Annotated in this window: 15 protein-coding genes, 1 tRNA gene and 11 pseudogenes; 12 read left to right on the top strand and 15 right to left on the bottom strand. The window is 69.5% G+C overall.

The window, feature by feature from the left end; genetic code table 11:
- Nucleotides 1–106: 106 nt before the first annotated feature.
- Nucleotides 107–478, bottom strand: a complete 372-nt coding sequence (locus SYNGFB01_RS00775; protein WP_048016521.1) for an NAD(P)H-quinone oxidoreductase subunit M — start codon at nt 476–478, stop codon at nt 107–109.
- Between the two features lie 103 nt (nt 479–581).
- On the opposite strand from SYNGFB01_RS00775, the pseudogene pds reads away from it, so the two are divergent.
- Nucleotides 582–1971 (top strand): annotated as a pseudogene (pds, locus tag SYNGFB01_RS00780) (15-cis-phytoene desaturase).
- Nucleotides 1971–2903 (top strand): phytoene synthase, encoded by a 933-nt coding sequence (locus SYNGFB01_RS00785; protein ID WP_048016522.1) that lies wholly within the window; start codon nt 1971–1973, stop codon nt 2901–2903. The pseudogene pds and the gene SYNGFB01_RS00785 overlap by 1 nt, the downstream one beginning before the upstream one ends.
- Here the strand turns inward: SYNGFB01_RS00785 and SYNGFB01_RS00790 are convergent.
- From SYNGFB01_RS00790 to SYNGFB01_RS00800, 3 genes are all read right to left on the bottom strand, one after another.
- A complete protein-coding gene (locus SYNGFB01_RS00790) occupies nt 2900–3754 on the bottom strand; it encodes an alpha/beta fold hydrolase (RefSeq protein WP_235299838.1) in 855 nt (284 codons plus the stop codon). The genes SYNGFB01_RS00785 and SYNGFB01_RS00790 overlap by 4 nt on opposite strands.
- A gap of 73 nt (nt 3755–3827) precedes the next feature.
- The gene (locus SYNGFB01_RS00795) at nt 3828–4259 is read right to left on the bottom strand and encodes an RNA-binding protein (RefSeq protein ID WP_048016523.1); all 432 of its coding nucleotides are present in this window, start codon (nt 4257–4259) and stop codon (nt 3828–3830) included.
- Between the two features lie 101 nt (nt 4260–4360).
- A complete protein-coding gene (locus SYNGFB01_RS00800; protein ID WP_152669449.1) occupies nt 4361–5659 on the bottom strand; it encodes a CCA tRNA nucleotidyltransferase in 1299 nt (432 codons plus the stop codon).
- Between SYNGFB01_RS00800 and SYNGFB01_RS00805 the strand changes: the two genes are divergently transcribed.
- The 3 genes from SYNGFB01_RS00805 (at nt 5658) to SYNGFB01_RS00815 (ending at nt 7221) form a co-directional block, all read left to right on the top strand.
- Nucleotides 5658–5909, top strand: coding sequence for a Ycf34 family protein (locus SYNGFB01_RS00805; protein ID WP_048016556.1), 252 nt, complete (start codon nt 5658–5660; stop codon nt 5907–5909). The genes SYNGFB01_RS00800 and SYNGFB01_RS00805 overlap by 2 nt on opposite strands.
- The gene (gene tsaB / locus SYNGFB01_RS00810; RefSeq protein WP_048016524.1) at nt 5906–6529 is read left to right on the top strand and encodes a tRNA (adenosine(37)-N6)-threonylcarbamoyltransferase complex dimerization subunit type 1 TsaB; all 624 of its coding nucleotides are present in this window, start codon (nt 5906–5908) and stop codon (nt 6527–6529) included. Before SYNGFB01_RS00805 ends, tsaB begins: the two co-directional genes overlap by 4 nt.
- A 131-nt stretch (nt 6530–6660) precedes the next feature.
- On the top strand, nt 6661–7221 hold the full coding sequence (locus SYNGFB01_RS00815; protein WP_152669453.1) for a YdcF family protein: 561 nt from the start codon (nt 6661–6663) through the stop codon (nt 7219–7221).
- On the opposite strand, the gene SYNGFB01_RS00820 is transcribed toward SYNGFB01_RS00815, so the two are convergent.
- The 5 genes from SYNGFB01_RS00820 to rpaB all read right to left on the bottom strand — a co-directional run bounded on the left by SYNGFB01_RS00820 (nt 7136) and on the right by rpaB (nt 11998).
- Nucleotides 7136–7879 (bottom strand): 1-acyl-sn-glycerol-3-phosphate acyltransferase, encoded by a 744-nt coding sequence (locus SYNGFB01_RS00820; protein ID WP_235299839.1) that lies wholly within the window; start codon nt 7877–7879, stop codon nt 7136–7138. The two genes, SYNGFB01_RS00815 and SYNGFB01_RS00820, sit on opposite strands and share 86 nt — an antisense overlap.
- Nucleotides 7876–8766, bottom strand: a complete 891-nt coding sequence (gene fabD / locus SYNGFB01_RS00825; RefSeq protein WP_048016525.1) for an ACP S-malonyltransferase — start codon at nt 8764–8766, stop codon at nt 7876–7878. The genes SYNGFB01_RS00820 and fabD overlap by 4 nt, the downstream gene beginning before the upstream one ends.
- Nucleotides 8767–8828: 62 nt before the next feature.
- A complete protein-coding gene (locus SYNGFB01_RS00830) occupies nt 8829–9821 on the bottom strand; it encodes a beta-ketoacyl-ACP synthase III (RefSeq protein WP_048016559.1) in 993 nt (330 codons plus the stop codon).
- 106 nt (nt 9822–9927) lie between these two features.
- Complete coding sequence (gene plsX / locus SYNGFB01_RS00835; protein WP_048016526.1) at nt 9928–11271, bottom strand: phosphate acyltransferase PlsX; 1344 nt, start codon at nt 11269–11271, stop codon at nt 9928–9930.
- The gene (gene rpaB / locus SYNGFB01_RS00840) at nt 11252–11998 is read right to left on the bottom strand and encodes a response regulator transcription factor RpaB (protein WP_048016527.1); all 747 of its coding nucleotides are present in this window, start codon (nt 11996–11998) and stop codon (nt 11252–11254) included. The genes plsX and rpaB overlap by 20 nt, the downstream gene beginning before the upstream one ends.
- Before the next feature lie 113 nt (nt 11999–12111).
- Between rpaB and radA (SYNGFB01_RS00845) the strand changes: the two are divergent.
- Nucleotides 12112–13223 (top strand): annotated as a pseudogene (radA, locus tag SYNGFB01_RS00845) (DNA repair protein RadA); the annotation flags it as partial.
- On the opposite strand, the pseudogene SYNGFB01_RS12770 reads toward radA (SYNGFB01_RS00845), so the two are convergent.
- Nucleotides 13213–13419, bottom strand: a pseudogene (locus tag SYNGFB01_RS12770) (response regulator); the annotation flags it as partial. The pseudogenes radA (SYNGFB01_RS00845) and SYNGFB01_RS12770 overlap by 11 nt on opposite strands.
- 113 nt (nt 13420–13532) lie before the next feature.
- Here SYNGFB01_RS12770 and radA (SYNGFB01_RS00850) point away from each other — a divergent pair.
- Nucleotides 13533–14977, top strand: a pseudogene (gene radA / locus SYNGFB01_RS00850) (DNA repair protein RadA); the annotation flags it as partial.
- Nucleotides 14978–15028: 51 nt separating this feature from the next.
- Here the strand turns inward: radA (SYNGFB01_RS00850) and SYNGFB01_RS00855 are convergent.
- A pseudogene (locus SYNGFB01_RS00855) lies at nt 15029–15547 on the bottom strand (photosystem I assembly protein Ycf3).
- 153 nt (nt 15548–15700) lie between these two features.
- On the opposite strand from SYNGFB01_RS00855, the pseudogene SYNGFB01_RS00860 reads away from it, so the two are divergent.
- From SYNGFB01_RS00860 to SYNGFB01_RS00870, 3 pseudogenes are all read left to right on the top strand, one after another.
- Nucleotides 15701–17984: pseudogene (locus tag SYNGFB01_RS00860) on the top strand (heavy metal translocating P-type ATPase).
- A 19-nt stretch (nt 17985–18003) separates the two neighbouring features.
- Nucleotides 18004–18632, top strand: a pseudogene (gene tmk, locus SYNGFB01_RS00865) (dTMP kinase).
- A gap of 13 nt (nt 18633–18645) precedes the next feature.
- Nucleotides 18646–19598 (top strand): annotated as a pseudogene (locus SYNGFB01_RS00870) (DNA polymerase III subunit delta').
- 15 nt (nt 19599–19613) lie between these two features.
- Here SYNGFB01_RS00870 and SYNGFB01_RS00875 read toward each other — a convergent pair.
- The 4 genes and pseudogenes from SYNGFB01_RS00875 to SYNGFB01_RS15070 form a co-directional block, all read right to left on the bottom strand.
- Nucleotides 19614–20387, bottom strand: a complete 774-nt coding sequence (locus SYNGFB01_RS00875) for a response regulator transcription factor (RefSeq protein ID WP_255347514.1) — start codon at nt 20385–20387, stop codon at nt 19614–19616.
- Nucleotides 20388–20731: 344 nt separating this feature from the next.
- A tRNA-Asn gene (locus SYNGFB01_RS00880) sits at nt 20732–20803 on the bottom strand.
- Nucleotides 20804–20867: 64 nt separating this feature from the next.
- Nucleotides 20868–21556: pseudogene (locus SYNGFB01_RS00885) on the bottom strand (ABC transporter ATP-binding protein).
- An 8-nt stretch (nt 21557–21564) separates the two neighbouring features.
- The gene (locus SYNGFB01_RS15070; RefSeq protein WP_048016529.1) at nt 21565–21828 is read right to left on the bottom strand and encodes a hypothetical protein; all 264 of its coding nucleotides are present in this window, start codon (nt 21826–21828) and stop codon (nt 21565–21567) included.
- A 148-nt stretch (nt 21829–21976) separates the two neighbouring features.
- Here SYNGFB01_RS15070 and psbD point away from each other — a divergent pair.
- Nucleotides 21977–23030: pseudogene (psbD, locus tag SYNGFB01_RS00895) on the top strand (photosystem II D2 protein (photosystem q(a) protein)).
- Nucleotides 23031–23469: 439 nt separating this feature from the next.
- Nucleotides 23470–24926 (top strand): annotated as a pseudogene (locus tag SYNGFB01_RS00900) (iron uptake porin).
- The last annotated feature ends 19 nt before the right edge of the window (nt 24927–24945 follow it).

A 24945-nucleotide genomic window follows, 5' to 3' on the forward strand; every position in this document is an offset into this window, starting at 1 on the left:
CACCTTGGCGGCGTTCATCGCGCGGATCCAGGCCAGCAGCCCCGTCACGCCGACCGTGTCGTCACCGCGCCCGGCGCATTGAGCGTATTACCCTCGCGCCGCACCTTCACATCGGTGCGGCTGCGGAGCGGTCACAGATTCTCGGTGTGCGCGGCAGGCCCATGGAGTAGTTGAGCACCCTGCAATCCGGGTTGTAGCGCAGTTCACCGGCCTGCAGGAGCTGCCGGATCGTGCCCTCCAGCTCCGAGCCGATGCGGCGCAGGTTGTACTCGCTCAGCTCGGCACCGGCGTGGGCTGCGACCAGTTCTCGAAAACGCTGCTGAACCTTCTCGAGCACCGAAGCCTCCCACAGGAATTCATTGTCGGGATCCACGTCGAGGGTGAGCTGGCTGGGGTCTGGGACCAGATCACCGCCTTCAACCCTGGCCGTGAACAGCCGCACGTGGCGGGTGGTGGACTTGAGCAGGAGGTCGGCCATGGCTCGTGGAACGGCGCCCGGAACCATGACTTTAGGAACCGGGGCCCGGTTCGAGGTGAGGGCGGCGATCCCTCTATGGTTGCGACTGGTTTTTCCGCTGGATATGCGCGTCGCCATCGCCGGTGCCGGCCTGGCCGGCCTGGCCTGTGCCAAGTACCTCTGCGACGCCGGCCATACGCCGATCGTGCTCGAGGGCCGCGACGTGCTCGGCGGCAAGGTGGCTGCCTGGCAGGACGAGGATGGCGACTGGTATGAGACCGGTCTGCACATCTTCTTCGGCGCCTACCGCAACATGCGGCAGCTCTTCGCTGAGCTCAACATCGAGGACCGGCTCCAGTGGAAGAGCCATTCGATGATCTTCAATCAGCGGGAGAACCCCGGCAGTTACAGCCGATTCGATTTCCCGGACATTCCGGNCCCCTTCAATGGTGTGGCAGCGATCCTGGGCAACAACGACATGCTCAGCTGGCCCGAGAAGATCGCCTTCGCCAANGGGCTCATCCCGGCGATGCTGCGGGGTCAGCCCTATGTGGAGGAGTGTGATCGCTACTCCTGGACGGAATGGCTGCGTCTGCACAACATTCCAGAGCGCGTCAACGATGAGGTGTTCATCGCCATGGCCAAGGCGCTCAACTTCATCGATCCCGATGAGATCTCCAGCACTGTCGTGCTGACCGCACTCAATCGTTTCCTGCAGGAGAGTGATGGTTCGAAGATGGCCTTCCTCGATGGCAATNCCCCCCCAGCGTCTCTGCCAGCCGATCGTGGATTCGATCACGGCCCGCGGCGGCGAGGTCCATCTGGATGCACCTCTGCGTGAGATCGAGCTCAACGCCGATGGCACCGTGAGCGGCTTCCGCATCGGCGGNATCAAGGGACAGGAGAGTCGCACCATCCAGGCCGACGNCTACGTGAGCGCCCTGCCGGTGGATCCCCTCAAGCTTCTGCTGCCGGAGCCCTGGAAGCAGCTGCCCTACTTCCAGAAGCTGGACGGTCTCGACGGGGTGCCGGTGATCAACATCCACCTCTGGTTCGACCGCAAGCTCACCGCCATCGATCACCTGCTGTTCAGCCGGAGCCCTCTGTTGAGCGTGTATGCCGACATGAGCAACACCTGCCGTGAATATGCGGATCCCGACCGTTCGATGCTGGAGCTCGTCTTCGCTCCGGCGAANGACTGGATCGGTCGCAGTGACGACGACATCGTGGCTGCCACGCTGGAGGAGCTCAAGCGGCTGTTCCCGCAGCACTTCACCGGTGAGGATCAGGCCCGTCTGCGCAAGGCGATCGTGGTGAAGACGCCATTGTCGGTCTACAAGACCGTGCCCGGCTGCCAGAAGCTGCGGCCCGATCAGGCCTCGCCGATCGCCAATTTCTTCCTGGCTGGTGACTACACGATGCAGCGCTATCTGGCATCGATGGAGGGTGCTGTGCTCAGCGGCAAGCTCTGCGCCCGGGCGATCGCCGAATCCCCCTTGGCGGTCGNCGCCTGATCGCGCTCGTGCCTTCGGCCCCCGCCAGTTCCGGATTGCCCAGCCTCGAGCAGGCCTATGAGTCCTGCCGGCTGGAAACAGCGCAGTGGGCCAAGACCTTCTATCTGGGCACGCTGCTCATGCCCCCGGCCAAGCGGCGGGCCATCTGGGCCATCTACGTGTGGTGTCGGCGCACCGATGAGCTGATGGACAGCCCGGAGGCCCAGGCCAGGCCGGTCAGCGAACTGGCCGCCCGTCTGGATGCCTGGGAGGAGCGCACGCGGGAGCTGTTCGCCGGCCGGGTGCGGGATGGCCTGGATCTGGTGCTGCGCGACACCCTGGCCCGGTATCCCCAGCCCATCCAGCCCTACCTCGACATGATCGAGGGCATGCGGATGGATCTGCACAAGCACCGCTACGCCAACTTCGCCGAGCTCGAGCTCTACTGCTACCGGGTCGCCGGCACGGTGGGGCTGATGACCCAGGAGGTGATGGGCGTGGATCCCGCCTACACCTCGGCCCCGTGGAGCGAGCGGCCCGACACCTCCGAGGCGGCGGTGGCCCTTGGGATCGCCAACCAGCTCACCAACATCCTCCGCGATGTGGGTGAAGATCGGGCAAGGGGCCGCATCTACCTGCCGCAGGATGAGCTCCAGCGCTTCGGCTACAGCGAAGCCGACTTGCTGGCCGGCGTCGTCAACGACAACTGGCGCGAGTTGATGCGCTTCCAGCTGGACCGTGCCCGCAGCTGGTTCGCACGCTCCGAGGCCGGGGTGCGCTGGCTGGNCCCCGATGNCCGCTGGCCGGTGTGGGCCTCACTGCGGCTCTATCGGGGCATCCTCGATGTGATCGAGCAGCACGGCTACGACGTGTTCAACCATCGGGCCTTCGTGCCAAGGGCCGGCAAGCTTCTGGATCTTCCCTTCTCCTATCTGGTGGCCCAGGCCCGCTAGGTTGTCTGCAGCCAGCGCAGCAGGATTGGGTTCACCTGCTCGGGTGCCTCGTCGTGGGGACAGTGACCCAGGCCCGGCAGCACCTCCAGGTCGCGGATGCAGGAGAAGGTGGCGGCCCAGCGGCGCGCCTCGGCAGGATCCTCCCAGGGGTCGGACCCGCCCCAGAGCAGGCGCACCGGAATGGTCGGTTGACGCCGGCTGAGCTGCTCCAGCAACTGCGGCGCGAGGTGGTCGTCGAACAGATTCACGAAGCCGCGAAAGCTCTCGCTGGCACCGGGGCTGGTGCTGGGCCGGTGCAGCAACTCCAACAGTTCGGCATCCACGTTNGCGCCGCTGGGGTAGGCCACGGCCAGCACCCGGCGGATTGCCGCCGGCTGGGCCAGGAGCCGGAACAGCGGCGCGACCACGGCCCGCTGGCGCACGAGAGCCTTCAGCAGCGGTCGCCCGCTGCGTTCCCACCAGGGCCGCTCGGCGGCTCGCTTGTCGTCGAGGGTGCGCTGGGCGCAGTCGATCAGCACCACCTGGCTGAGCGGGATGCCCTGCTGCTGGAGCCTGCAGGCTGCCGTGAGGGCCACCATGCCACCGATCGAATTGCCGATCAGATGGAGCGGTCGCCGGGGCGGCCAGGGGGTCAGCTCCCGGAGGGCATCCAGCACCTGCTCGGCCCAGAGGTCGAAGCAGTAATGCACCGCCCCAGGCCGTTCCGGCTCATCGCTGAGGCGCGAATCGGGTTTGTCGCTCGCACCGAATCCGAGCAGGTCGATCGCCAGAACCCGCAGCCGGGGGGCCAGGGCCGGCAGCGTGTGCCGCCAGTGCTCCGCACTGGCGCCGAAGCCATGCACCAGCAGCACGGTCGCTGCCGCATCGGCGGGACCGGCCTGCAGCAGCCGGATCCGGTGCCCGCGCCAGTCCCAGCTGAGGGATTCAGACGGCAGCGGTCTGGTTGGCGAGCAGCTGCTTGAGCTTGGCCAGTTCGCCGGCCCAGCGGGGATCGGGGCCTTCGCGGTCCACATCGTCGGCGTGCACCACCTTGTTCACGGCTTTGCGCAGCGAGCCGGTGGAAACGGCGGGGCCGCGGCGATCGGCCGCGCCGCTGCCGCGCCGCTCCTCGCGGCGCTCGGAGATCTCGATGCGCAGGCTGTTGCCCCCGAATTCCCTGCCGTTCAGCTGCTCGATCACAGCCTCGGCCAGGTTCTGGTCGGTCACGTTGGCGAAGCCGAAACCGCGGCAGACGCCGGTGTCACGGTCGTTCACCGCTTTGAAGCGCACCCCTTCTCCAACGCTGCTGAACAGGGCATCGAGCTCCTGGACATCGAAAGTCTGCGGCAGGTTGCCGACATAAAGACGCACGCTCATGGAAGAGAAGGGAGAGAACTGTTCAGCAGGGCGAGGAAGAACCCTCTTCAGGAGAAGAACTGGAGGAAACGGACCTCTGATTCACGCCGTTGCACGTGCAGTTAATCATGCCGACCGGCCAGCCAGTGCCGCGCCGCTGCCACGGCGTCGGCGGCAGCCGCCTCGCCGCCTGCCGGCAGCCGGCCGAAGGCCCGCTCCAGCATCAGGTGCTGCAGCAGTTCCCCGAGCTCCCGGCCGGGGGCCAGAGCCAGAGCCCCCTGCAGCTGGTGACCGTCCAGGGGAGGGCGCGGGTGGAACAGGGGATCGGCCGGATCGCGCCAGCGCATCAGGGCGCTGCCGGCACCGGACAGCGGCAGCGTCAGCAGGAGGGCGGGGAGGTCGTGCTCCAGTTCGCGCTGCAGCTGCAGTCGCACCGCTTCCTCCAGCCGATCAAGATCCCCATCGCTGCCGTGCAGGATCCCGCACCAGAAGCGAAGCCGCTGGCAGCCCTGCTGCAGGCGGCGGCTGGCGTGGAGCCCTGCCAGCGCTGGGCCATCGAGCAGAGAGGCCAGCCGCGCCAGCGGCAGGGCGGCGGCGGTTTCGACCGGCGTCAGCTGGCGCTCTGCGGCGGCCTGCAGGCCGAGGCCCGCCAGCGGCAGGCCAGGCTGGCTCGCAGCTCCCCAAGGCTCCAGCAGCCTGGCGTCCATCACGGCCTGCAGACCGCGATCACCCCGGGGCAGACCCGCCAGCTTCTCCACTTCGGCCAGCACCCGCTCCCCGGCCACCTCCGCGAGGCGAGCGGCATGGGTGTGAATCCAGCCGCGGCTGGCGGCATCCAGGGGCAGGTCCAGCTCGCAGCTCAGCCGCAGGCCCCGCAGCAGCCGCAGGGGATCGTCCAGCAGGTTGACTTCACTCACCGCCACGAGCCGGCCGCGGGCCAGATCGGCCAGCCCACCGGTCGGGTCGAGCGGCACGGCACCGCTCGCCAGGGGCAGGGCGATGGCGTTGGCCGTGAAGTCGCGGCGGCGCAGATCCTGGCTGAGGTCGTGCCCATCGCAGCGGGCCAGGTCGATGGTCCAGCCGCGCAGCACCAGGCGGGCGATGTCGCGCTCCGGGTCCAGCACCACGCAGCTGCCGTCCAGCCGCGCCGCCAGCCTGCGGCAGAGATCGATGGCCCCCTGAGGAACCACCAGGTCGAGGTCCGGCCTGGGTTGCAGCCGGCCCAGCAGGGCGTCGCGCACCGCTCCTCCCACCAGGGCGGTGCCGGCGGGCAGGGCCTCAAGAGGCAGGGGCCACTGCCGCGGTGCCAGTCGCTGCCACAGGCGTGCGGCCAGATCCGCCAGGGCATCGGGGCTGAGGCTTCCGTCCCCGCCGCTCCAGGCGGCGGTCACAATGGGGTCCTGGAGTCCGGTGGCCGGCATGTGCATCTGCGTGGATTGCCACTGGGTCGACCGTTGCCAGGCCTACCACGCTGTGGAGCGCCAGCACGGGGTGCCGCACCTCAGTGCGGCACCGGATTTCACCCCCGACCAGCCCCGCATCCATGTGCAGGTGCTCGATCTGCCGGCTGGCGGCGTGGGCGTGGAGTGGGATGTGCGCTCCTGTGGAAGTTTTCTGGCCGAGCCGGACCGCTGGCGGCTGCTGCGCCCCGACCTGCCGGTGCCCGGATGAGCTGGCTGCTGGCCCTGCACAGCTCCTCGGAGACGCTCGGGGTGGGTGTGTGCGCCCTGGAGAGTGGATCTGAGCCGCGGCGGCGCACCGCCGCCTTCCCGCTCGGGCGCTCCCTGGCCAATGCCCTGCTGAGCTGCGTGGAGCAGCTGCTGCCGGCGGATCAGTGGCCCCGGCTGGCGCGGTTGGCCGTGGCCACCGGTCCGGGCGGTTTCACCGGCACCCGTCTCAGCGTGGTGCTGGCCCGCACCCTCGCCCAGCAGCTGCAGCTGCCGCTCGATGGTTTCAGCAGTTATCTGCTGGCGGCCCGGCGGCTGCAGCTCCAGGGGCCCACCTGGCTCACCCAGGACCTGCCCCGCCGGGGGGTGGTGGCCGGTCTCTATGCGCCGGAGAGCGGCGCCCTGGGGGGCATGGCCGAGCTGAAGGCGCCGCATCTGCTGCCCTCGCTCGCCGGCCTGGGCGAGGGTCCCCGGCGCCCTCTCGAGGTGCGGCTGCCCGACGATCTCGACCAGTTGCTCGACCTCTCCATCGAGGCCGGCGCCCGGGGTCTGCCTGCCCCGTGGCAGCCGGTGCTTCCCCTGTATCCCACCTCGCCGGTCGCCGGGCCGGTGGTGTCGTCGTGAGCGCCCGCGAGCGCGCGTCGCCCCGGCAACAGCGCCGGCTGCAGCGGCGACCGTCGCCACCTCGACGGCCACCACGCCGACGCTCACCGCGGCGCTGGTGGCTGCTGCCCGGCCTGCTCGGTCTTGCGCTGCTGTGGCTGTCGCGCGGCTGGTGGTGGCCGGCGCCGCCTCCGGCCCAGCTGATCCTGGTGCTGGGTGGCGACCTGGCGCGGGAGCGGCGGGCCGCCGAGCTCGCCCAGCAGCGCGGTCTGCCGGTGGTGGTGAGCGGTGGGAGCAATCCGGAGTACGCCCAGTGGCTGTTCGAGCAGCGCCAGGGCCTGCCACCCGGTCAGGTGCAACTCGATTACCGGGCCCGCGACACCCTCTCCAACTTCACCTCCCTGGTCGATGACCTGCGCCGTGCCCGCATCCGTCATGCCCTGCTGGTGACCAGCAGCGACCACATGGAGCGGGCCCTGCTGGTGGGGAGGATCGTGGCCGGCAGCCGCGGCATCCATCTCACGCCCGTGCCGGTGGACTGCGGTGATCGGTGCGTGCCGGAGGGCCGGCGCAAGGTCTGGAGCGATGGTCTCAGGGCCGCGCTGTGGGTGCTGAGCGGCCGTGATCTCAGGGGCTGGGCGGCAGCGCACCTGCCCGGCTGGCTGGGGCCAGACGGCGACCCTGGATCAGTCCCTGATCGAGCAGAGCGTTGATCTGCTCCTGGCAGGCCCGGGTCGCGGCCTCCAGATCCGGTCGCCGCCGCGATGCCGGCGGGGGAATGGGGGTGCCGATGCGGATGTGCACCGGTACCAGCCGCAGGCCCTGTCCGCCTGGGCCGAGGGCCCGGTTGCTGTTGATGATCGCCACGGGCAGCATCGGCACGCCGGCCCGCGCCGCCAGCAGGGCTGCCCCGGGCTGGGGATGATTGACTCGCCCGTCACGCTGGCGCGTGCCGTCGATGAACACGCCGGTGGCCCAGCCCTCCTCGAGCCGGTCGGTGGCCGTGCGGATCGCCTCCCGGTCGCTGGCTCCTCGGGCCACGGGGTAGGCGCCACAGGCACGGATGATGGGGCCGAGCAGGGGTACCCGGAAGAGTTCGGCCTTGGCCATGAAGGCCACGGGTCGTCCCAGAGCATGGCCGAGCAGGGGCGGATCGAGGTGGGAGCCGTGGTTGGCCACCACCACCAGGGCTCCCTCCCGGGGCACATTGGCGTTGCCGGCCGTGCGACCGCGGAACAGCACCCGGAACACCGGAAACACGAGCAGATAGCTGATCAGCCGGTAGGTGAGGCTGGGCCGTGGCGTGCGGATCAGGGCGGGGGGCTCGGCCCGCCGCCGCCGGCGCAGCAGGCGCTTGACCCGGCCGCTCACAGGCCCAGATCGGCGGCGCTGCTGATCTGGGCGGTGGTGATCCCCTCGCAGCTCCGTTTGATCAGTCCGCTCAGCACCGTTCCCGGGCCGATCTCCACGGCGGTGTCGATGCCGGCGGCATGGAAGGCCTCCATCGTTTCGCGCCAGCGCACGCCAGTGGTCATCTGGTTGCGCAGGCGCTGCCTGAGCACCGCCCCGCTGGTCGCCGGGGTGGGGTCGGTGTTGCTGAGCACCGGGATGCTGGCATCGGCGAAGGGCACCGCCTCCAGCTCGGCCGCAAAGGCTGCGGCCGCCTCGGCCATGAAGGGGGAATGGAAGGCGCCGCTCACCGCCAGGGGAACGGCGCGCTTGCAGCTGATCTGGCTGCTCACGCTCGCCACCGCAGCCGGCGTGCCGGAGAGCACCACCTGGGCGCTGCTGTTGTCGTTGGCGATCACCACCCCCTCGGTCGCCGCCACCAGGGCCTCCAGTTCGGTCCGGTCAAAGCCCATCACGGCGGTCATGGCGCCACCGCCGGCGCCGGCCATCAGTTCGCTGCGGGTCCTGATCAGCCGCAGGGCCGTCGCCGCGTCGAACACATCGGCCGCGTAGAGGGCCACCAGTTCACCGAGGCTGTGGCCGGCCACCAGATCGGCCCGGCGGCCCTGGGCCTTCAGCCCGTCCACCAGCAGGCTTTCCACCACGAACAGGGCCGGCTGGGTGTTGCGGGTGTCGTTGAGATCGGCGAGATCACCCTCGGCCGTGCCGGCGATGATCGCCTGCAGGTCGCGGCCGAGCAGTTCGGAGGCCTGATCGAAGCGCTGGCCGGCTCCCGGCAGCTCCATCACGGCCACGGCCATGCCCGGCTTCTGGGACCCCTGGCCGGGAAACATCCAGGCGATGCCCATGCCGCTGCTCTCCGCATCCGTGGGCTGGAGATTAAGGCCCGGGCTGTCCGACGCCCCGGACCTCAGCCGCGGGGCCCGTCCCAGCGCAGCAGGGCGGCCCCCCAGCTCAGTCCCGCACCGAAGCCGCTGCTGGCCAGCAGCTGGCCAGGCTGGATGCGGCCATCCCTGACGGCCTCATCCAGCATCAGCGGGATCGTGGCGGCGGAGGTGTTGCCGTAGTGGGCCAGATTGCTGAGCACCCGCTCGTGCGGCACGGCGAAGCGATCGGCCACTGCATCGAGAATCCGCTGGTTGGCCTGGTGCAGCAGCAGCCAGTCCACCTGATCCGCAGGGGTGCCGGTGGCCGCCAGCACCTCCCCGAGCAGCTGGGGAACCTCCCGCACGGCGAACTTGTAGACCTCCTGGCCATTCATGAAGATCGGCGCAAAGCCGCCCTTCTGGGTGGAGACCCCCGGCAGCAGGGTTTCACGACCATCGGTCTGGGCCAGGGTGAGGCAGGCGTAGCGACTGCCGTCGGAGCGCATGCGGAATCCCAGCAACCCGGTCTCGCTCACCGGGCAGGCTTCCACCGCCACGGCGGCGGCCCCGTCACCGAACAGCACGCAGGTGCGGCGATCGTTCCAGTCGAGCCAGCGGCTGAGCTGATCGGCACCGATCACCAGGGAGCGGCGCACGGCACCCGTGGCGATGTACTGCGCGGCCGTGATCAGGGCGAACAGGAAGCCGCTGCAGGCGGCGGTGAGATCGAAGGCCACCGCATTCATGGCCCCCAGGGCCCCTTGCACCCGCGGTGCGGTACCGAACAGGTCGTCGGGGCTGGAGGTCGCCAGCAGGATCAGGTCCAGATCCCCGGGGGCCCAGCCGGCGTGATCGAGGGCGGCGCGTGCGGCACGGCTGGCCAGCTCGGTGAGCGGTTCATCCGCCGAGGCGATGCGGCGGGCGCCGATGCCGGTGCGGCTGCGGATCCAGTCGTCGGAGGTGTCGACCCGCTCGCTGAGCTGCTGGTTGCTGATGCTGATCGCCGGAGCGGCGCTTCCGCAGCCCACCAGGGCCATCCCATGGAGTGCGGCCATGCCATGGAGGGCGGCCATGCCGTGGGGTGCCCCGACTCTGCCCTCCTGGCCCAGCGCCACCGGGATCAGCCCGCAAGTTGGGCTTCAGTCAACCACAGGCAATGGTGCTGCCCTCGCCGCTGAGGGCATGGAGATCCTCCATGACGCCATGGCTGGCGGCCGAATGGGCCAGCCGCAGGGCGCTGAGCACCGAGAGGGTCCTGCTGCTGCCGTGCCCGATCACGCAGATGCCATCCACACCGAGCAGCAGGGCGCCGCCATGTTCGGCGTGATCGAGGCGTTTCTTGATGCGGCGGAGGTTGTTGATCAGGAACGCTGAGCCGACCTTGCCGCGGCGGCCGCGGGGCAGCTCCGCCTTGATCACATCGAGCAGCACGCTGCCGACGCTCTCGAGGAACTTGAGCAGCACGTTGCCGGTGTAGCCGTCGCATACCACCACATCGAACGCGCCTGAGAGGATGTCGCGTCCTTCGCAGTTGCCGGCGAAGCGGAAGCGGGGTTCCGCCGCCAGCAGCGGGTAGGTGCGCAGGCAGAGATCGTTCCCCTTGCACTCCTCTTCGCCGATGTTCACCAGGCCGATGCGGGGCTGCTCCACCTGCAGCACGTCGCGGCTGTAGATGTTGCCCAGCAGGGCGAACTGCAGCAGCCACTCGGGCTTGCAGTCCATGTTGGCGCCCACGTCGAGCACCAGCACCTGCTGCTCGGGGTCGCGGGTGGGGAAGAGGGCGCCGATGGCCGGCCGGTCGATGCCCTTGAGCCGACCCAGGCGGAAGATCGCCGATGCCATCACCGCACCGGAGTTGCCGGCTGAATACACCGCGGTGGCCTGGCCCTGCTTCACCAGGTCCATGGCCATGTTGATGCTGGCGTCGCGCTTCCTGCGCACCACCGTGGCCTCCTCGTGCATCTCCACCGAGGGGCCGCTGGGCACCAGTTCGATCAGGCCGCGGCGCAGGGCGTCATCCAGCAGCTCCTGAAGCCCCAGCTCGGCCACGGCCCTCTCCAGCCGGGCGGCCTCCGCCACGAAGCGAACCCGCAGCGGTAGTCGCGTCACGGCCTGCAGGCATCCCTCCAGGATCGGCCCCGGGGCGTGGTCGCCACCCATGCCGTCCACAGCCACCCAGAGCCGGTCGGCGTCACTAATCGGCCTGTCCTCGTCCGGGCCGCCCTGGCCGCGCTGCAGGCGCCGCAGCGGGTCGAACACCAGCGGCTGCAGCACCGTGTTGGCGGCCGAGGTCGCCGCGCCCGCCACCGACCCGGCCACCGAACCGGCCCCGGAAACCGCCGCTCCGGCGATCGTGCTGGCCGTTGATGTGGCCGAGGTGGCCGTGTCCACCAGGCTGGTGACCGCGGCGTTGCGCCGGTACCAGATCACCAGCCGCCGGATCGTCCGGTTCGGCTTGGTGCGCTTGTCAGGCTCCTTCGGAGGCAACGGGTTCAACGATGCGTTGGAACAGGTAGCCGGTGCCTCGAGCCGTGAGGATCAGCTCGGGGTTGGCNGGGTCGTCCTCCAGTTTGGAGCGCAGCCGGGAGATATGGACATCCACCACGCGGGTGTCCACGTGGCGTTCGGGGGTGTAGCCCCACACCTCCTTGAGGATCTCGCCGCGGCTGAAGGGCTCGCCGCTGCGGCTCACCAGCAGTTCCAGCAGGCTGAACTCCATGCCGGTGAGGCGGATCCGCTCGTCGCCCCGGTACACCTGACGCTTGTTGGTGTCGATCCGCAGGTCGCCCACGGTGATCACGCCGGAATTGGGGATGCCGGCCACGGTCTCCTTCTCGACCCGGCGCAGCACGCAGCGGATGCGGGCCTCCAGTTCCTTGGGGCTGAAGGGCTTCACCACATAATCGTCGGCCCCCAGCTCTAGCCCGGTGATCCGGTCGGCCACGTCGCCGAGGGCGGTGAGCATCACGATCGGAATATCGGATTCCTTGCGCAGCTCCTGGCAGACCCCGTAGCCATCCAGCCTGGGCATCATCACGTCGAGCACCACCAGGTCGGGGTGGTGGCTGCGGAACAGCTCCAGCGCCTCCACCCCGTCACTGGCGGTGAGCACCCGGTAGCCGATCATCGACAGCCTGGTCTCGAGGATCCGGCGGATGCTCGCCTCGTCATCCACGACAAGGATGGTTTCTTTGGCAGGGGCGGAGGCCGTCATCGAGGCGGCGTGGCAGTACAACGGATCCCAACCACTGAAAAGGCCTGAGGGGGCTCGATTCACCGAACGACGCCTTTCTTCACAGTGCCGCCCCATCGCCACTCCACCGCCCCGTGGCCCGACCCGCCTCGACCTACAGCTGCACGGAATGCGGGGCCCTGAGCCGCCAGTTCTTCGGGCGCTGCAGCAGCTGCGGCAGCTGGAACAGCCTCGTGGAGCAGAGCGCTCCCGCCGCGGCGGACAACCGCCGTCGCCGTCCTGTCCCTCTGGCCGGTGATGGGGAGCCGCCAGCCCGACCACGCCGCTCCGAGCCGATCCAGGCGGTGGGGGAGCGGAGCCTGCAGCGCCTGGCCAGCGGCTACGGGGAACTCGACCGGGTGCTGGGCGGCGGTCTGGTGCCCGGATCCCTGGTGCTGCTCGGGGGTGATCCCGGGATCGGCAAGAGCACGCTGCTGCTGCAGAGCGCCCGTGCCATGGCCGCCCGTGCCTCGGTGCTCTATGTGAGTGCCGAGGAGTCGGCCCAGCAGGTGAAGCTGCGCTGGCGGCGGCTGGCCCAGCTCGATGCTGCCGGTCACAGCGCCGCTGGTGATGCTGGCGGGCCTCTGGCCGGTCCGGCGCGGGCGACTTTCAGCTGCTGGCGGAAACCGACCTTGAGCTGGTGCTGCAGGAGCTGGAATCGCTGCGGCCGGCGGTGGCCATCATCGACAGCATCCAGGCCCTGCATGACGCCCAGCTCGGCAGCGCCCCGGGGTCGGTGGCTCAGGTGCGCGAGTGCGCCGCCGCCCTGGCCCGCATCGCCAAGCGCCAGGACACGGCCCTGCTGCTGGTGGGCCACGTGACCAAGGAGGGGATGCTCGCCGGCCCCAAGGTGCTGGAGCACCTGGTGGATGCGGTGCTCACCTTCGAGGGCGATCGCTTCGCCAGCCACCGGCTGCTGCGGGCCGTGAAGAACCGCTTCGGTGCCACCCACGAGCTCGGCGTGTTCGAGATGCGCGACCGGGGACTGGCGGAAGTGACCAACCCCAGCGAACTGTTCCTGGGCGGCAGCGAGCCCAGCAGCGGCACAGCCACGMTCGTGGCGCWGCGAGSCCAGCAGCGGCACAGCCACGATCGTGGCCTGCGAGGCACGCGGCCGCTGGTGGTCGAGCTGCAGGCGCTGGTGAGCACCACCAGCTACGCCAGCCCGCGCCGCAGCGCCACCGGCATCGCCGTGAACCGCCTGCACNCAGCCTGGGCATCATCACGTCGAGCACCACCAGGTCGGGGTGGTGGCTGCGGAACAGCTCCAGCGCCTCCACCCCGTCACTGGCGGTGAGCACCCGGTAGCCGATCATCGACAGCCTGGTCTCGAGGATCCGGCGGATGCTCGCCTCGTCATCCACGACAAGGATGGTTTCTTTGGCAGGGGCGGAGGCCGTCATCGAGGCGGCGTGGCAGTACAACGGATCCCAACCACTGAAAAGGCCTGAGGGGGCTCGATTCACCGAACGACGCCTTTCTTCACAGTGCCGCCCCATCGCCACTCCACCGCCCCGTGGCCCGACCCGCCTCGACCTACAGCTGCACGGAATGCGGGGCCCTGAGCCGCCAGTTCTTCGGGCGCTGCAGCAGCTGCGGCAGCTGGAACAGCCTCGTGGAGCAGAGCGCTCCCGCCGCGGCGGACAACCGCCGTCGCCGTCCTGTCCCTCTGGCCGGTGATGGGGAGCCGCCAGCCCGACCACGCCGCTCCGAGCCGATCCAGGCGGTGGGGGAGCGGAGCCTGCAGCGCCTGGCCAGCGGCTACGGGGAACTCGACCGGGTGCTGGGCGGCGGTCTGGTGCCCGGATCCCTGGTGCTGCTCGGGGGTGATCCCGGGATCGGCAAGAGCACGCTGCTGCTGCAGAGCGCCCGTGCCATGGCCGCCCGTGCCTCGGTGCTCTATGTGAGTGCCGAGGAGTCGGCCCAGCAGGTGAAGCTGCGCTGGCGGCGGCTGGCCCAGCTCGATGCTGCCGGTCACAGCGCCGCTGGTGATGCTGGCGGGCCTCTGGCCGGTCCCGGCGCGGGCGACTTTCAGCTGCTGGCGGAAACCGACCTTGAGCTGGTGCTGCAGGAGCTGGAATCGCTGCGGCCGGCGGTGGCCATCATCGACAGCATCCAGGCCCTGCATGACGCCCAGCTCGGCAGCGCCCCGGGGTCGGTGGCTCAGGTGCGCGAGTGCGCCGCCGCCCTGGCCCGCATCGCCAAGCGCCAGGACACGGCCCTGCTGCTGGTGGGCCACGTGACCAAGGAGGGGATGCTCGCCGGCCCCAAGGTGCTGGAGCACCTGGTGGATGCGGTGCTCACCTTCGAGGGCGATCGCTTCGCCAGCCACCGGCTGCTGCGGGCCGTGAAGAACCGCTTCGGTGCCACCCACGAGCTCGGCGTGTTCGAGATGCGCGACCGGGGACTGGCGGAAGTGACCAACCCCAGCGAACTGTTCCTGGGCGGCAGCGAGCCCAGCAGCGGCACAGCCACGATCGTGGCCTGCGAGGGCACGCGGCCGCTGGTGGTCGAGCTGCAGGCGCTGGTGAGCACCACCAGCTACGCCAGCCCGCGCCGCAGCGCCACCGGCATCGCCGTGAACCGCCTGCACCAGATCCTGGCGGTGCTGGAGAAGCACCTGGGTCTGCCCCTGTCACGCTTCGATTGCTATCTGGCGGTGGCCGGGGGGNCTGGAGGTGGAGGAGCCCGCCGCTGACCTGGGTGTGGCTGCCGCCGTGGTCGCCAGTTTTCGCGACCTGNCCTTGCCGTCGGGCACGGTGCTCGTGGGGGAGCTGGGCCTGGGCGGTCAGCTGCGGCCGGTGGGTCAGCTGGAGCTGCGCCTGCAGGAGGCGGCCCGGCTGGGCTTCACCCGGGNCGGTGGTGCCGAAGGGCAGCGGCCTGGCAGCCGCGGCCGCCGGGCTGGGCCTGGAACTGCTGGAGGCCGGCACGGTGGCCGAAGCGCTGGTGGCGGCTCTGGGCGNTCGATCCCGCCGAGCCCTAAGTGCGCCGCGCAGACCGCGCGAACCCAGCTCAGAAATACACGTCCACGTTGCCGCGGCCACTGGTCTTGAGCCAGTTCTGAGCCTCGATGTAGTTGTTGGGGGCCAGCCGGATCGCCTTGCTCCACAGGTCGGCCGCCTGGTCGTACTGACGGTCGGCCTCGTCGGCGTCACCCTGCTCCTCGGCGATCGAGCCAGGTGGTGGTGGATCACCGCCATGTTGTTGAGCGCCTGGGGCATCTTGCTGTTGAGCTCCAGCGCCTGGCCATAGGTGGCGAGGGCCTTGTGGTGCTCGCCGTTGCTGGCGTACACCAGGGCCATGTTGTAGAGGATGAAGGCCCGATCGCTGGGGTCGTCCTCGAGCTTGAGCGCCTCCTCGTAGTTCTCCAGGGCTTCGGCGTATTCGCGTCGGCCTGGGCGCTCATGCGTCGCGGTAGTAGGCGAAGGCTTCCTTGGCGCGGCGGTTGGTGGGCAGCACCTTGAGGATCAGGTCGGCCATCACCGTGAAGCTCTTGTCGATGAAGTTGTCGTTGCGCTGGGAGCGGGGCACGGCGTGGGTGGGCACGATCCACGCCATCCTGGCGGATCCGCGCGGAGTGGCTCGCCGGCGTTCCTAGCCTGACGTCGACCTGATGCTCACGACTTGACTGCCGCTTCCCCCGTGGCCGCGCCGGTGGCGCCGCTGCTGCTCGAGATCGAGGGAATGCGATGCGGCGGCTGCGTGCGGGCCGTGGAGCAGCGCCTGCTGGAGCAACCGGGGGTGCACCAGGCCAGCGTCAACCTGCTCACCCGCACCGCCTGGGTGGGCGTCGATCCGGCCCGTGCTGCCCAGCTGCCTCCGGAGGTGCTGCTGCCACCGCTGCAGCAGGCTCTTGCCGCTCTCGGCTTCGAGGCTCGCCTTCGCGAGGATGGCGCCGCACTGCCGGGCCTGCACGAGCGCCTGGCTCAGCGCAGCTGGTGGCAGCACTGGCGTGAGTTGGTGGTGGCCCTGCTGCTGCTGCTCGTGTCCGGCCTGGGGCATCTGGCCCTGGCTGGGCAGCTGACCTGGCTGGGNCCGGGNCGGTTCCTGGCCGCCCAGTGGTTCCATGGCCTGGTGGCCGGCCTGGCTCTGGCCGCACCCGGTCGGGCCATCCTGCTGCGGGGGGCCCAGGCTTTCCGGGCGGGCCAGCCCAGCATGGACAGCCTGGTGGGGCTGGGCATGGCCAGCGCCTACCTGGCCAGTGTGGTGGGCTGGCTCTGGCCGGGCAGCGGCTGGCCCTGCTACTTCAACGAGCCGGTGATGCTGCTCGGGTTCGTCCTGCTGGGCCGGTTTCTCGAGGAGCGAGCTCGCTACGGCACCGGCAGGGCGCTGCAGCAGCTGGCCGCTCTGCAGCCCGACACCGCCCTGCTGGTGATGGACCAGGGACCGCCGCGCCAGGTGCGGGTGGGGGGGCTGAGGCCGGGGGATCGGCTGCAGCTGCTGCCGGGCGCCGGGTGCCGGTGGATGGGGTGGTGCGGCAGGGCAGTCAGCTGTTGATCTGTCGGGCCTCACCGGTGAACCGATGCCCGTGCAGGCCGTGCCGGGCAGCGTCCTGGCCGCCGGCGCCCTCAACCTCGACGCGCCGCTGGAGCTGGAGGTGAGTCGCGCCGGTCGTGACAGCGCCATCGCGCGGATCATTCATCTGGTGGAGCAGGCCCAGGCCCGCAAGGCGCCGATTCAGGGCCTGGCCGACCGGGTCGCGGGCCGGTTCTGCCTGGGCGTGCTGCTGCTGGCCCTGGCCACGCTGCTGTTCTGGTGGCTGGCTGCTCCGAGGATCTGGCCCGTGCTCCCGGCTCTGCAGGCCCATGGCGGCCACGCTGGCCACGGCAGCTTCGGCGCTGCGGCCGCGGACCCCCTGGCGCTGGGCATGCAGCTGGCGATCGCCGTTCTGGTGGTGGCCTGCCCCTGCGCCCTCGGCCTGGCCACCCCCACCGCCATCGCCGTGGGCTGCGGCCGGGCTGCCCGGGCCGGCCTGCTGTTCCGTGGGGGCGATGCGATCGAAACCGCCAGTGAGCTGGGAGCGGTGCTGTTCGACAAGACCGGCACGCTCACGCTCGGCCGCCCGCGGGTCACGGCCCTGGCGCCCCTGCCCTTCACCAGCCCGGAACGCCTGCTGCAGCTCGCGGCCAGCCTGGAGACCAGCACCCGTCACCCGCTGGCCTTCGCCCTGGTGCAGGCGGCCCGGGAGCGTGAATTGGCGCTCCTGCCCGCCAGCGACTGCCGCACTGCGGCGGGGCAGGGGGTGTGCGGTGAGCTCGACGGCCACCCCTGCAGGGTGGGGCGGCTGAGCTGGGTCTCCCCCTGCCCGCCGCCGGAGCTGCTGGCTGAGCAGGAGCGGCTCGAGGCTGATGGGGCCACCGTTCTGGCAGTGTCCTGGCAGGGCCGGCCGCTCGGTCTGGTGGCTGTGCAGGACCAGCCCCGGCCAGATGCGGAACCGTTGCTGCGCCACCTGCGTGAGCAGGGGCTGGGGCTGGGGCTGCTCAGTGGTGATCGGCGCAGCGCTGTGGAGCGGTTGGGCCAGCGCCTCGGCTTCCGCGCGGCCGACCTGGCCTGGGAGCTCAGCCCGGAGCAGAAGTGGGAGCGGATCCTGGCCTGGCGTGAGGAGGCTGGCGCTCCGGTGGCGATGGTGGGCGACGGCATCAATGACGCGCCGGCCCTGGCCGCGGCTGATCTGGGCATCGCCGTGGGCACGGGCACCGAGGTGGCCCGGGAGACGGCCGCCCTTGTGGTGATGGGCGATCGGCTCGAGGCGATCGCAACGGCCCTGCAGCTGGCCCGCAGCACGATGGCCAAGGTGCGCCAGAACCTGGTCTGGGCCTTCGGCTACAACCTGCTCGTGCTGCCGATCGCCGCCGGGGTGCTGCTGCCGGGTTTCGGCATCCTGCTCACCCCGCCCCTCGCCGCGCTGCTGATGGCCCTCAGCTCGATCACCGTGGTGGTCAACGCCCTGCTGCTGAAGGATGGCTGATTCCATGGGTCGCGATGGGCTGCCCGGCCGATTCGTGGTGCTGGAGGGCATCGACGGCTGCGGCAAGACCACCCAGCTGCAGGCGCTGAGCGCCTGGCTGCCCGGCAGCGGCCTGCTGGCCCCCGGCGCCCGGGTGGTGGTCACCCGCGAGCCCGGCGGAACCCCTCTGGGTCAGGCCCTGCGCCAGCTGCTGCTCCATCCCCCCCAGGGTGCTGTCCCTCTCAGTGGCGCCGAGTTGCTGCTCTATGCCGCCGATCGGGCCCAGCACGTGGAGCAACTGATCCGCCCTGCCCTGGTGGCGGGCCACTGGGTGCTCAGCGATCGCTTCAGCGGCTCCACCGCGGCCTATCAGGGGCATGGTCGGGGCCTCGATCTGGGGCTGATCGCCCAGCTGGAGACGATCGCCACCGCCGGTCTCCGGCCCGATCTCACCCTCTGGCTTGATCTGCCCCTCGCCGAATCGCAGCGGCGTCGCGGCGGTCGGCCGGCCGATCGCATCGAGGCGCCGGCGCCCCATTCCTGGAGCGGGTGGCGGCCGGCTTTCGCTGCCTCGCCGCCGAGCGCGGCTGGACGCGCATCGCCGCCGACCGCGATCACGCCCAGGTGAGCGCCGACTGTCAGGCCGCCCTGCGGGGATTGGCGCCATGACCCGGCCGGGACCATGAGCACCGTCTTCGCCGATCTGGTGGGCCACCGTCAGGCCCGCACCCTGCTCGAGGCCGCCCTGGAGCAACGCCGGCTGGCCCCGGCCTACCTGTTCGCCGGTCCCCATGGGGTGGGTCGCCGTCTGGCCGCCCTGCGGTTCCTGGAGGGGATGCTGGCCGGCCCGGCCGGTGATCCGGGGCTGCGGCGCCGTCTGCACGAAGGCAACCACCCCGATCTGCTCTGGGTGGAGCCCACCTATCTGGAGAAGGGCCAGCTGGTGCCGCGCTCGCAGGCTGAGCTGGCGGGCGTCAGTCGCCGGGCCGCCCCGCAGCTGCGCCTCGAGCAGATCCGCGAGGTGACCCGCTTCCTATCGCGGCGGCCGCTGGAGGCGCCCGGCTGCCTGGTGGTGCTCGACGGAGCCGAGGCGATGGCCGAGCGGCCGCCAATGCCCTGCTCAAGACTCTCGAGGAACCCGGTGATGGCCTGCTGATCCTGATCGCCAGCGCCGCCGACCGCTTGCTCAGCACGATCCGCTCCCGCTGCCAGGTGGTGCCCTTCGGGCGGTTGGATGCGGCGGAGCTTCGGCAGGTGCTCGCGGAGCACGCTCCAGCAGGCGATGGCGATCCCTCCGAACTGCTCCAGCTGGCGGCAGGCTCGCCCGGGGCGTTGCTGGAGCAGCGGCTCCACTGGCGGGCCTTGCCACCCGGCCTGGCCGAGCGCCTGCTGGGCCTGACCGGCAGCGGTGATCCCCAGGAGGCCCTGGAGGTGGCGCGCGAACTCAGCGAGGCGCTCGATGGTGAACAGCAGCAGTGGTTGCTGCAGTGGTGGCAACAGNCGCTCTGGAACCGCGGCCAGCCGGCTGCCGTGCTGCTGAGGCTGGAGCGCCTCCGCGCTCATCTGCAGGCCTACGTGCAGCCGCGGCTGGCCTGGGAGGTGGCGCTGCTGGAGCTGGCCGGCTGGGGCGGTTAGGGAAGGCCGCGGACATCAGCCTGCCTTTGCCTGACGGGCCGAGTCGATCAGAGGGATCAGGTCGGCGAGCTGGTCCTCGCTGGGCAGTTCCAGGCAGTAACCGGCCCCGTACACGGTCTTGATGAAGCGTGGTTTGCGCGGGTCGGGCTCGAGCTTGGTGCGCAGATGGCGCACATGCACGCGGATCGTCTCGATGTCGTCGTCGGGCTCGTAGCCCCACACCTCCTTGAGGATCAGGGCGGGGGACACGGTCTGGCCGTGACGCTGCAGCAGGCAGTGCAGCAGCTCGAATTCCAGGTGGGTGAGCCGCACCGGCTGGTCGAACCAGATCGCCTCGAAGCGCTCCGGCACCAGGGTGAGACAGCCGTAGCTGAGGATCTCGCTGTGCTTTGCCGACAGCGGCGCCCGCTCGCTGCGGCGCAGCAGGGCCTTCACCCGCACCATCAGCTCCTCGAGATCGAAGGGCTTGGCGAGGTAATCGTCTGCGCCGGAGTTGAAGCCGCTCACCTTGTCCTTGGTGCTGCTGAGGGCCGTGAGCATCAGGATCGGGATCCTGGCGGTGCGTTCATCGCGCCGCAGCCGCTGGCAGAGGGTGAGCCCGTCCACCTTCGGCAGCATCAGGTCCAGCAGGATCACGTCGGGAGTGAACTGCAGGGCCAGGGCCTGGCCCTTGATGCCGTCCTCGGCGCGCTGCACGTCGAAGCCGCCGTGCTCCAGGTGGCCGGCCACCAGCTCACGCATGTCGCTGTCGTCCTCGATCAGCAGGATGCAGGGTTTNCATGGCTTCAGGGCACGCTTCGGCGAAGTCTGGTGCGAGTGTTGGCGTGCCGGGACTGGCCGGCCCGATCGGATCCCATTGTGGCCAGTCGGGACTGTTCGCCCAGCGGCCACGCAGGCCGCGGCAGGGGCCGAGCGGCCGGCAGGTGCTCCCGGTTGCCAGTGCCCACCGGCGCTGACGGCGGTCCGCCCCTGGCGCCGCTGCCAAAAATTTCAGGAAATCTTCCAGTGCTTTTGTTGCATTCGCCGTTGCTCTGTGCAAAGGGACCAAGGCGCCAGCCTGGCCCTCGGCTGATCCGCTCCATTGCGCCAGGGAGGCCCGGAGATCGATCCGGGCGGAGGGGCTGGCTGGAAAACTCCCCGGGCGGGATTCGAACCTGCGACCAATCGGTTAACAGCCGACCGCTCTACCGCTGAGCTACCGAGGAATACGGCGATGGATTCGCTGAGGAATCCGGATGAATCCCGAGGAATCCCTTCCGCCGCAAGACCCTACCCCTCGGGCCCGCCCGCCTGCAAGCGCTCCAGACGGCCGGCCAGCTCCGGGCCCGGTAGCCAGGGGCCGATGCGGCCCCTCTCCATCAGGGCCGCGGCGTCGCAGCGCTGCAGCTCGCCGAGGCGGTGGGTGATCCACAGGGCGGTGAGCGGATGCTCGGCGCGATGGCTGAGCTGCCACACCAGATCCAGGGCCTCCTGCTGGCTGGTGGGATCGAGCAGGGCCGTGGGCTCATCGAGCAGCAGCAGGTCGGCGCCGCTGGCCAGGCGCCGGCGATGGCCAGACGCTGCTTCTGGCCGCCGCTCAGGGTGTGGATCGGCCGCCGCTCCAGCCCGGCCAGGCCGACCTGGGCCAGGGCGGCCGCCACCCGCTCGCGCCGCTGGTCAGCGGGCAGCCCTTCCGGCAGGGACAGCTGCAGGTCGCTGCTGCAGCCCGGCAGCAGCAGCTGGTGATCAGGGTTCTGGAACACCAGGGCTGCCCGGCCCTGCAGGTTCACCCTGCCGGCCTGAGGCTCCAGCAGACCGGCGATCAGGCGCAGCAGGGTGCTCTTGCCGCTGCCGTTGCTGCCCACCAGCATCCACAGCCCCGGCCGCGGAATCTCCAGGCTGCAGTGGCGCAGGGCGGTGGCGCCGCTGGGCCAGTGGAAGTGCAGGCCCTGGCAGCGCAGCGGCGGAGGGACGCTCAAGCCGGCACCTAGCTGTCGAAGCTGAAGCCGGGACGCTTGCCGCCGCTGCCGGCCGACGACTTCTCGTAGATCTGCACCGCCACCAGCTCGCTGGTGAGCAGGCTCACCTTGCGGTCGGGCTCCTTCTCGCAGCTCAGTTCCAGCACCCGGGGACCCTGCCCTTCGAGGGCCTGGCGCACGCTGGCATAGAGCGCCTGGGCGTCGGCCAGCTCCTTGCGCTGCACCGCCAGGGGCATGGGGCTCAGCTTCAGCGACAGTTCAACGACGTACATGTCCGATCCGGAGGTGAGGCCACTCTGACCAATCGTGGCACTGCTCCCCAGGGGTGATGAGTGCTTCTACTCATTGCCCTGCCTGGCCGCGCGTTCGGTCCCCGCCCCGTAGGATTTCTGTTGTAACGCTTCATGAAGCCCGCTTCTCATGACGATCGCTGTAGGGCGCGCGCCGCAGCGGGGATGGTTCGACGTCCTCGATGACTGGCTCAAGCGCGACCGTTTCGTTTTGTCGGGTGGTCGGGTCTGCTGCTCTTCCCCACTGCCTATCTGGCACTGGGGGGCTGGCTGACCGGCACCACCTTCGCTACCTCCTGGTACACCCACGGCATTGCCAGCTCCTACCTGGAGGGCTGCAACTTCCTCACCGCTGCGGTGAGCAGCCCGGCCGATGCCATGGGCCACAGCCTGCTGCTGCTCTGGGGTCCGGAAGCCCAGGGTGACTTCGTGCGCTGGGTGCAGCTCGGAGGCCTCTGGCCCTTCGTGGCCCTGCACGGCGCCTTCGCCCTGATCGGCTTCATGCTGCGTCAGTTCGAGATCGCCCGTCTGGTCGGCATCCGCCCCTACAACGCCATCGCCTTCTCCGGCCCGATCGCGGTGTTCGTCAGCGTCTTCCTGATGTACCCGCTCGGTCAGAGCAGTTGGTTCTTCGCGCCCAGCTTCGGGGTGGCGGCGATCTTCCGCTTCCTGCTCTTCCTGCAGGGCTTCCACAACTGGACCCTGAACCCCTTCCACATGATGGGCGTGGCCGGCATCCTCGGCGGCGCGCTGCTCTGCGCCATCCACGGCGCCACGGTGGAGAACACCCTCTTCGAGGACGGCGAGCAGGCCAACACCTTCCGCGCCTTCGAACCCACCCAGGAGGAGGAGACCTACTCGATGGTCACCGCCAACCGCTTCTGGAGCCAGATCTTCGGGATCGCCTTCTCCAACAAGCGCTGGCTGCACTTCTTCATGCTGTTCGTGCCGGTGATGGGTCTGTGGACCAGCAGCATCGGCATCATCGGTCTGGCCCTCAACCTGCGCGCTACGACTTCGTGTCGCAGGAGATCCGCGCCGCCGAGGACCCCGAGTTCGAGACCTTCTACACCAAGAACATCCTGCTGAACGAAGGTCTGCGCGCCTGGATGGCGCCGGCTGACCAGCCGCACGAAAACTTCGTCTTCCCTGAAGAGGTACTGCCGCGCGGCAACGCTCTCTGATCGGCTGACGCCAGCGGCTCTTCCGCTCGCTCCTCAAGCACCCCCTCGCGGGGGTGCTTTTGTTTGGTTACGCTCCGGTGGTTCGGTCAGCAGTGGCGTGGCGCCCGCTTCGGGGGGTCGCCGAAGGCGTCGCCGGCTGGCTTTATCCCCACAGGAGGAGGTGTCCGTGAGCCACAGTCAACGCATGCAGGGTCTGCTGATCGCGGAGAAGGCCGGCTGATTTCGGCGCCTTTGTCCTGATCCATCGGTTCCGCGACGGATGCGGACCCGGCGAGAGCCCCCGGAAGCCAGGCCAGCCCTGGTTTCGGGGGCATCGTTCTTGTTTGGCCTGCTCCTTGTTCTGGGCCGGCCCTCGCTCTGGCACAGCAACCATGGATGAGGCATCGCTCTGCTGGATCATGTGGTTGGCGCATTGCGCCCATTTCCGTGTGAGGAACCCATGAAACTCTTCCAGCAACTGCTGGTTGCTCCTGCGGCTCTCGGACTCCTGGCCCCCATGGCCGTGTCCGCCGCTGAACTCAACCTGGACGGCGTCAACCAGTACGCCTCCGAGGAGCAAGTCACCAGCATCTCCCAGTTCGGCGATGTGAAGCCCACCGACTGGGCCTACCAGGCGCTCTCCAACCTGATCGAGCGCTACGGCTGCGTGGCCGGCTACCCCGATGGCACCTACCGGGGCCAGAAGGCCATGACCCGCTTTGAGGCGGCCGCCCTTCTGAACGCCTGCCTCGACCGCGTCACCGAGGTGACCGACGAGCTGAAGCGCCTGATGGCCGAGTTCGAGAAGGAACTCGCCATCCTCAAGGGCCGCGTGGATGGCCTCGAGGCCAAGGTGGGCGAACTGGAGGCCAACCAGTTCTCCACCACCACCAAGCTGAACGGTAAGGCCACCATGGTGCTGGGCGGTGCCGCCGATCCGCTCTACGGTGCGGAAGAGAACAAGCTCTTCGGCGACCCCAAGGCTGACAACGTCACCTTCAACTACGACGTTCAGCTGAACCTGGACACCAGCTTCACCGGTAAGGACCTGCTCCGCACCCGTCTGCGGGCTGGCAACTTTGCCGACTCCATCTTCGGTAACGACAACACCACCATGGAGGTGGCGTTCCAGGAGGATGACGGTGACGATGTGGTCGGCATCAACCGTCTCTTCTACCAGTTCCCGATCGGCGACAACTTCACCGCCACCTTCGGTGCCAAGGTCCGTCAGGACGACATGCTGGCCATGTGGCCCAGCGCCTATCCGGCTGACACGATCCTCGACATCTTCACCTACGCCGGTGCCCGCAGCACCTACAGCCTGAACCTGGGTGGTGGTGCAGGTCTGTGGTGGAAGAAGAACGGCTGGAGCATCAGCGCTGCCTACGTTTCCAACGAGAACGCAGCTCAGAACTCCTTCATCGGTGCCGGTGAGGATTACACCGCCACGGCTCAGCTTGGTTACGCCGCTGAGAACTGGGGCATCGCCGCGGCTTACACCTTCTCTGACTTCGGCACCTATTTCGGCTTCAGTCCGGATACGGTCAACAGCGCTGGCGTGAGCGCCTACTGGCAGCCCAAGCAGGCCAGCTGGTTCCCCTCGATCAGCGCTGGCGCCGGCTGGGATGATCAGTTCGATGGCGACAACTACAGCTGGATGGTCGGCCTGCAGTGGCTGATGCCTTCATGAAGGGCAACGCCCTCGGCGCGGCCGTCGGCAGCGCCGGTCAAATTGGCTCCTTCGGTACCAAAGGAATCTGGTTCGAAGATGCCGAAGAGACCCTGGCTGTTGAACTCTGGTACAAGTTCCAGGTCACCGACAACATCAGCGTGACCCCCGCCGTGTTCTATATCCAGAACGACAACGGCTTCGACGACACCGTCGGCGGTCTGGTCAAGACCACCTTCAAGTTCTGATCCCAGGATCAGTCGGGCT

Origin of the sequence: Synechococcus sp. GFB01 (genome assembly GCF_001039265.1) — a bacterium.
In the GTDB taxonomy this organism is placed as follows: Bacteria; Cyanobacteriota; Cyanobacteriia; order PCC-6307; family Cyanobiaceae; genus NIES-981.

Bases quoted from the DNA above. Each gene is read 5' to 3' on its own strand.
- SYNGFB01_RS00775 (WP_048016521.1), bottom strand. From the start codon at position 478: ATGGCCGACCTCCTGCTCAAGTCCACCACCCGCCACGTGCGGCTGTTC.
- SYNGFB01_RS00795 (WP_048016523.1), bottom strand. From the start codon at position 4,259: ATGAGCGTGCGTCTTTATGTCGGCAACCTGCCGCAGACTTTCGATGTC.
- SYNGFB01_RS00805 (WP_048016556.1), top strand. From the start codon at position 5,658: ATGTGCATCTGCGTGGATTGCCACTGGGTCGACCGTTGCCAGGCCTAC.
- SYNGFB01_RS00800 (WP_152669449.1), bottom strand. From the start codon at position 5,659: ATGCCGGCCACCGGACTCCAGGACCCCATTGTGACCGCCGCCTGGAGC.
- tsaB (WP_048016524.1), top strand. From the start codon at position 5,906: ATGAGCTGGCTGCTGGCCCTGCACAGCTCCTCGGAGACGCTCGGGGTG.
- fabD (WP_048016525.1), bottom strand. From the start codon at position 8,766: ATGGGCATCGCCTGGATGTTTCCCGGCCAGGGGTCCCAGAAGCCGGGC.
- SYNGFB01_RS00830 (WP_048016559.1), bottom strand. From the start codon at position 9,821: ATGGCCCTGGTGGGCTGCGGAAGCGCCGCTCCGGCGATCAGCATCAGC.
- SYNGFB01_RS15070 (WP_048016529.1), bottom strand. From the start codon at position 21,828: ATGTACGTCGTTGAACTGTCGCTGAAGCTGAGCCCCATGCCCCTGGCG.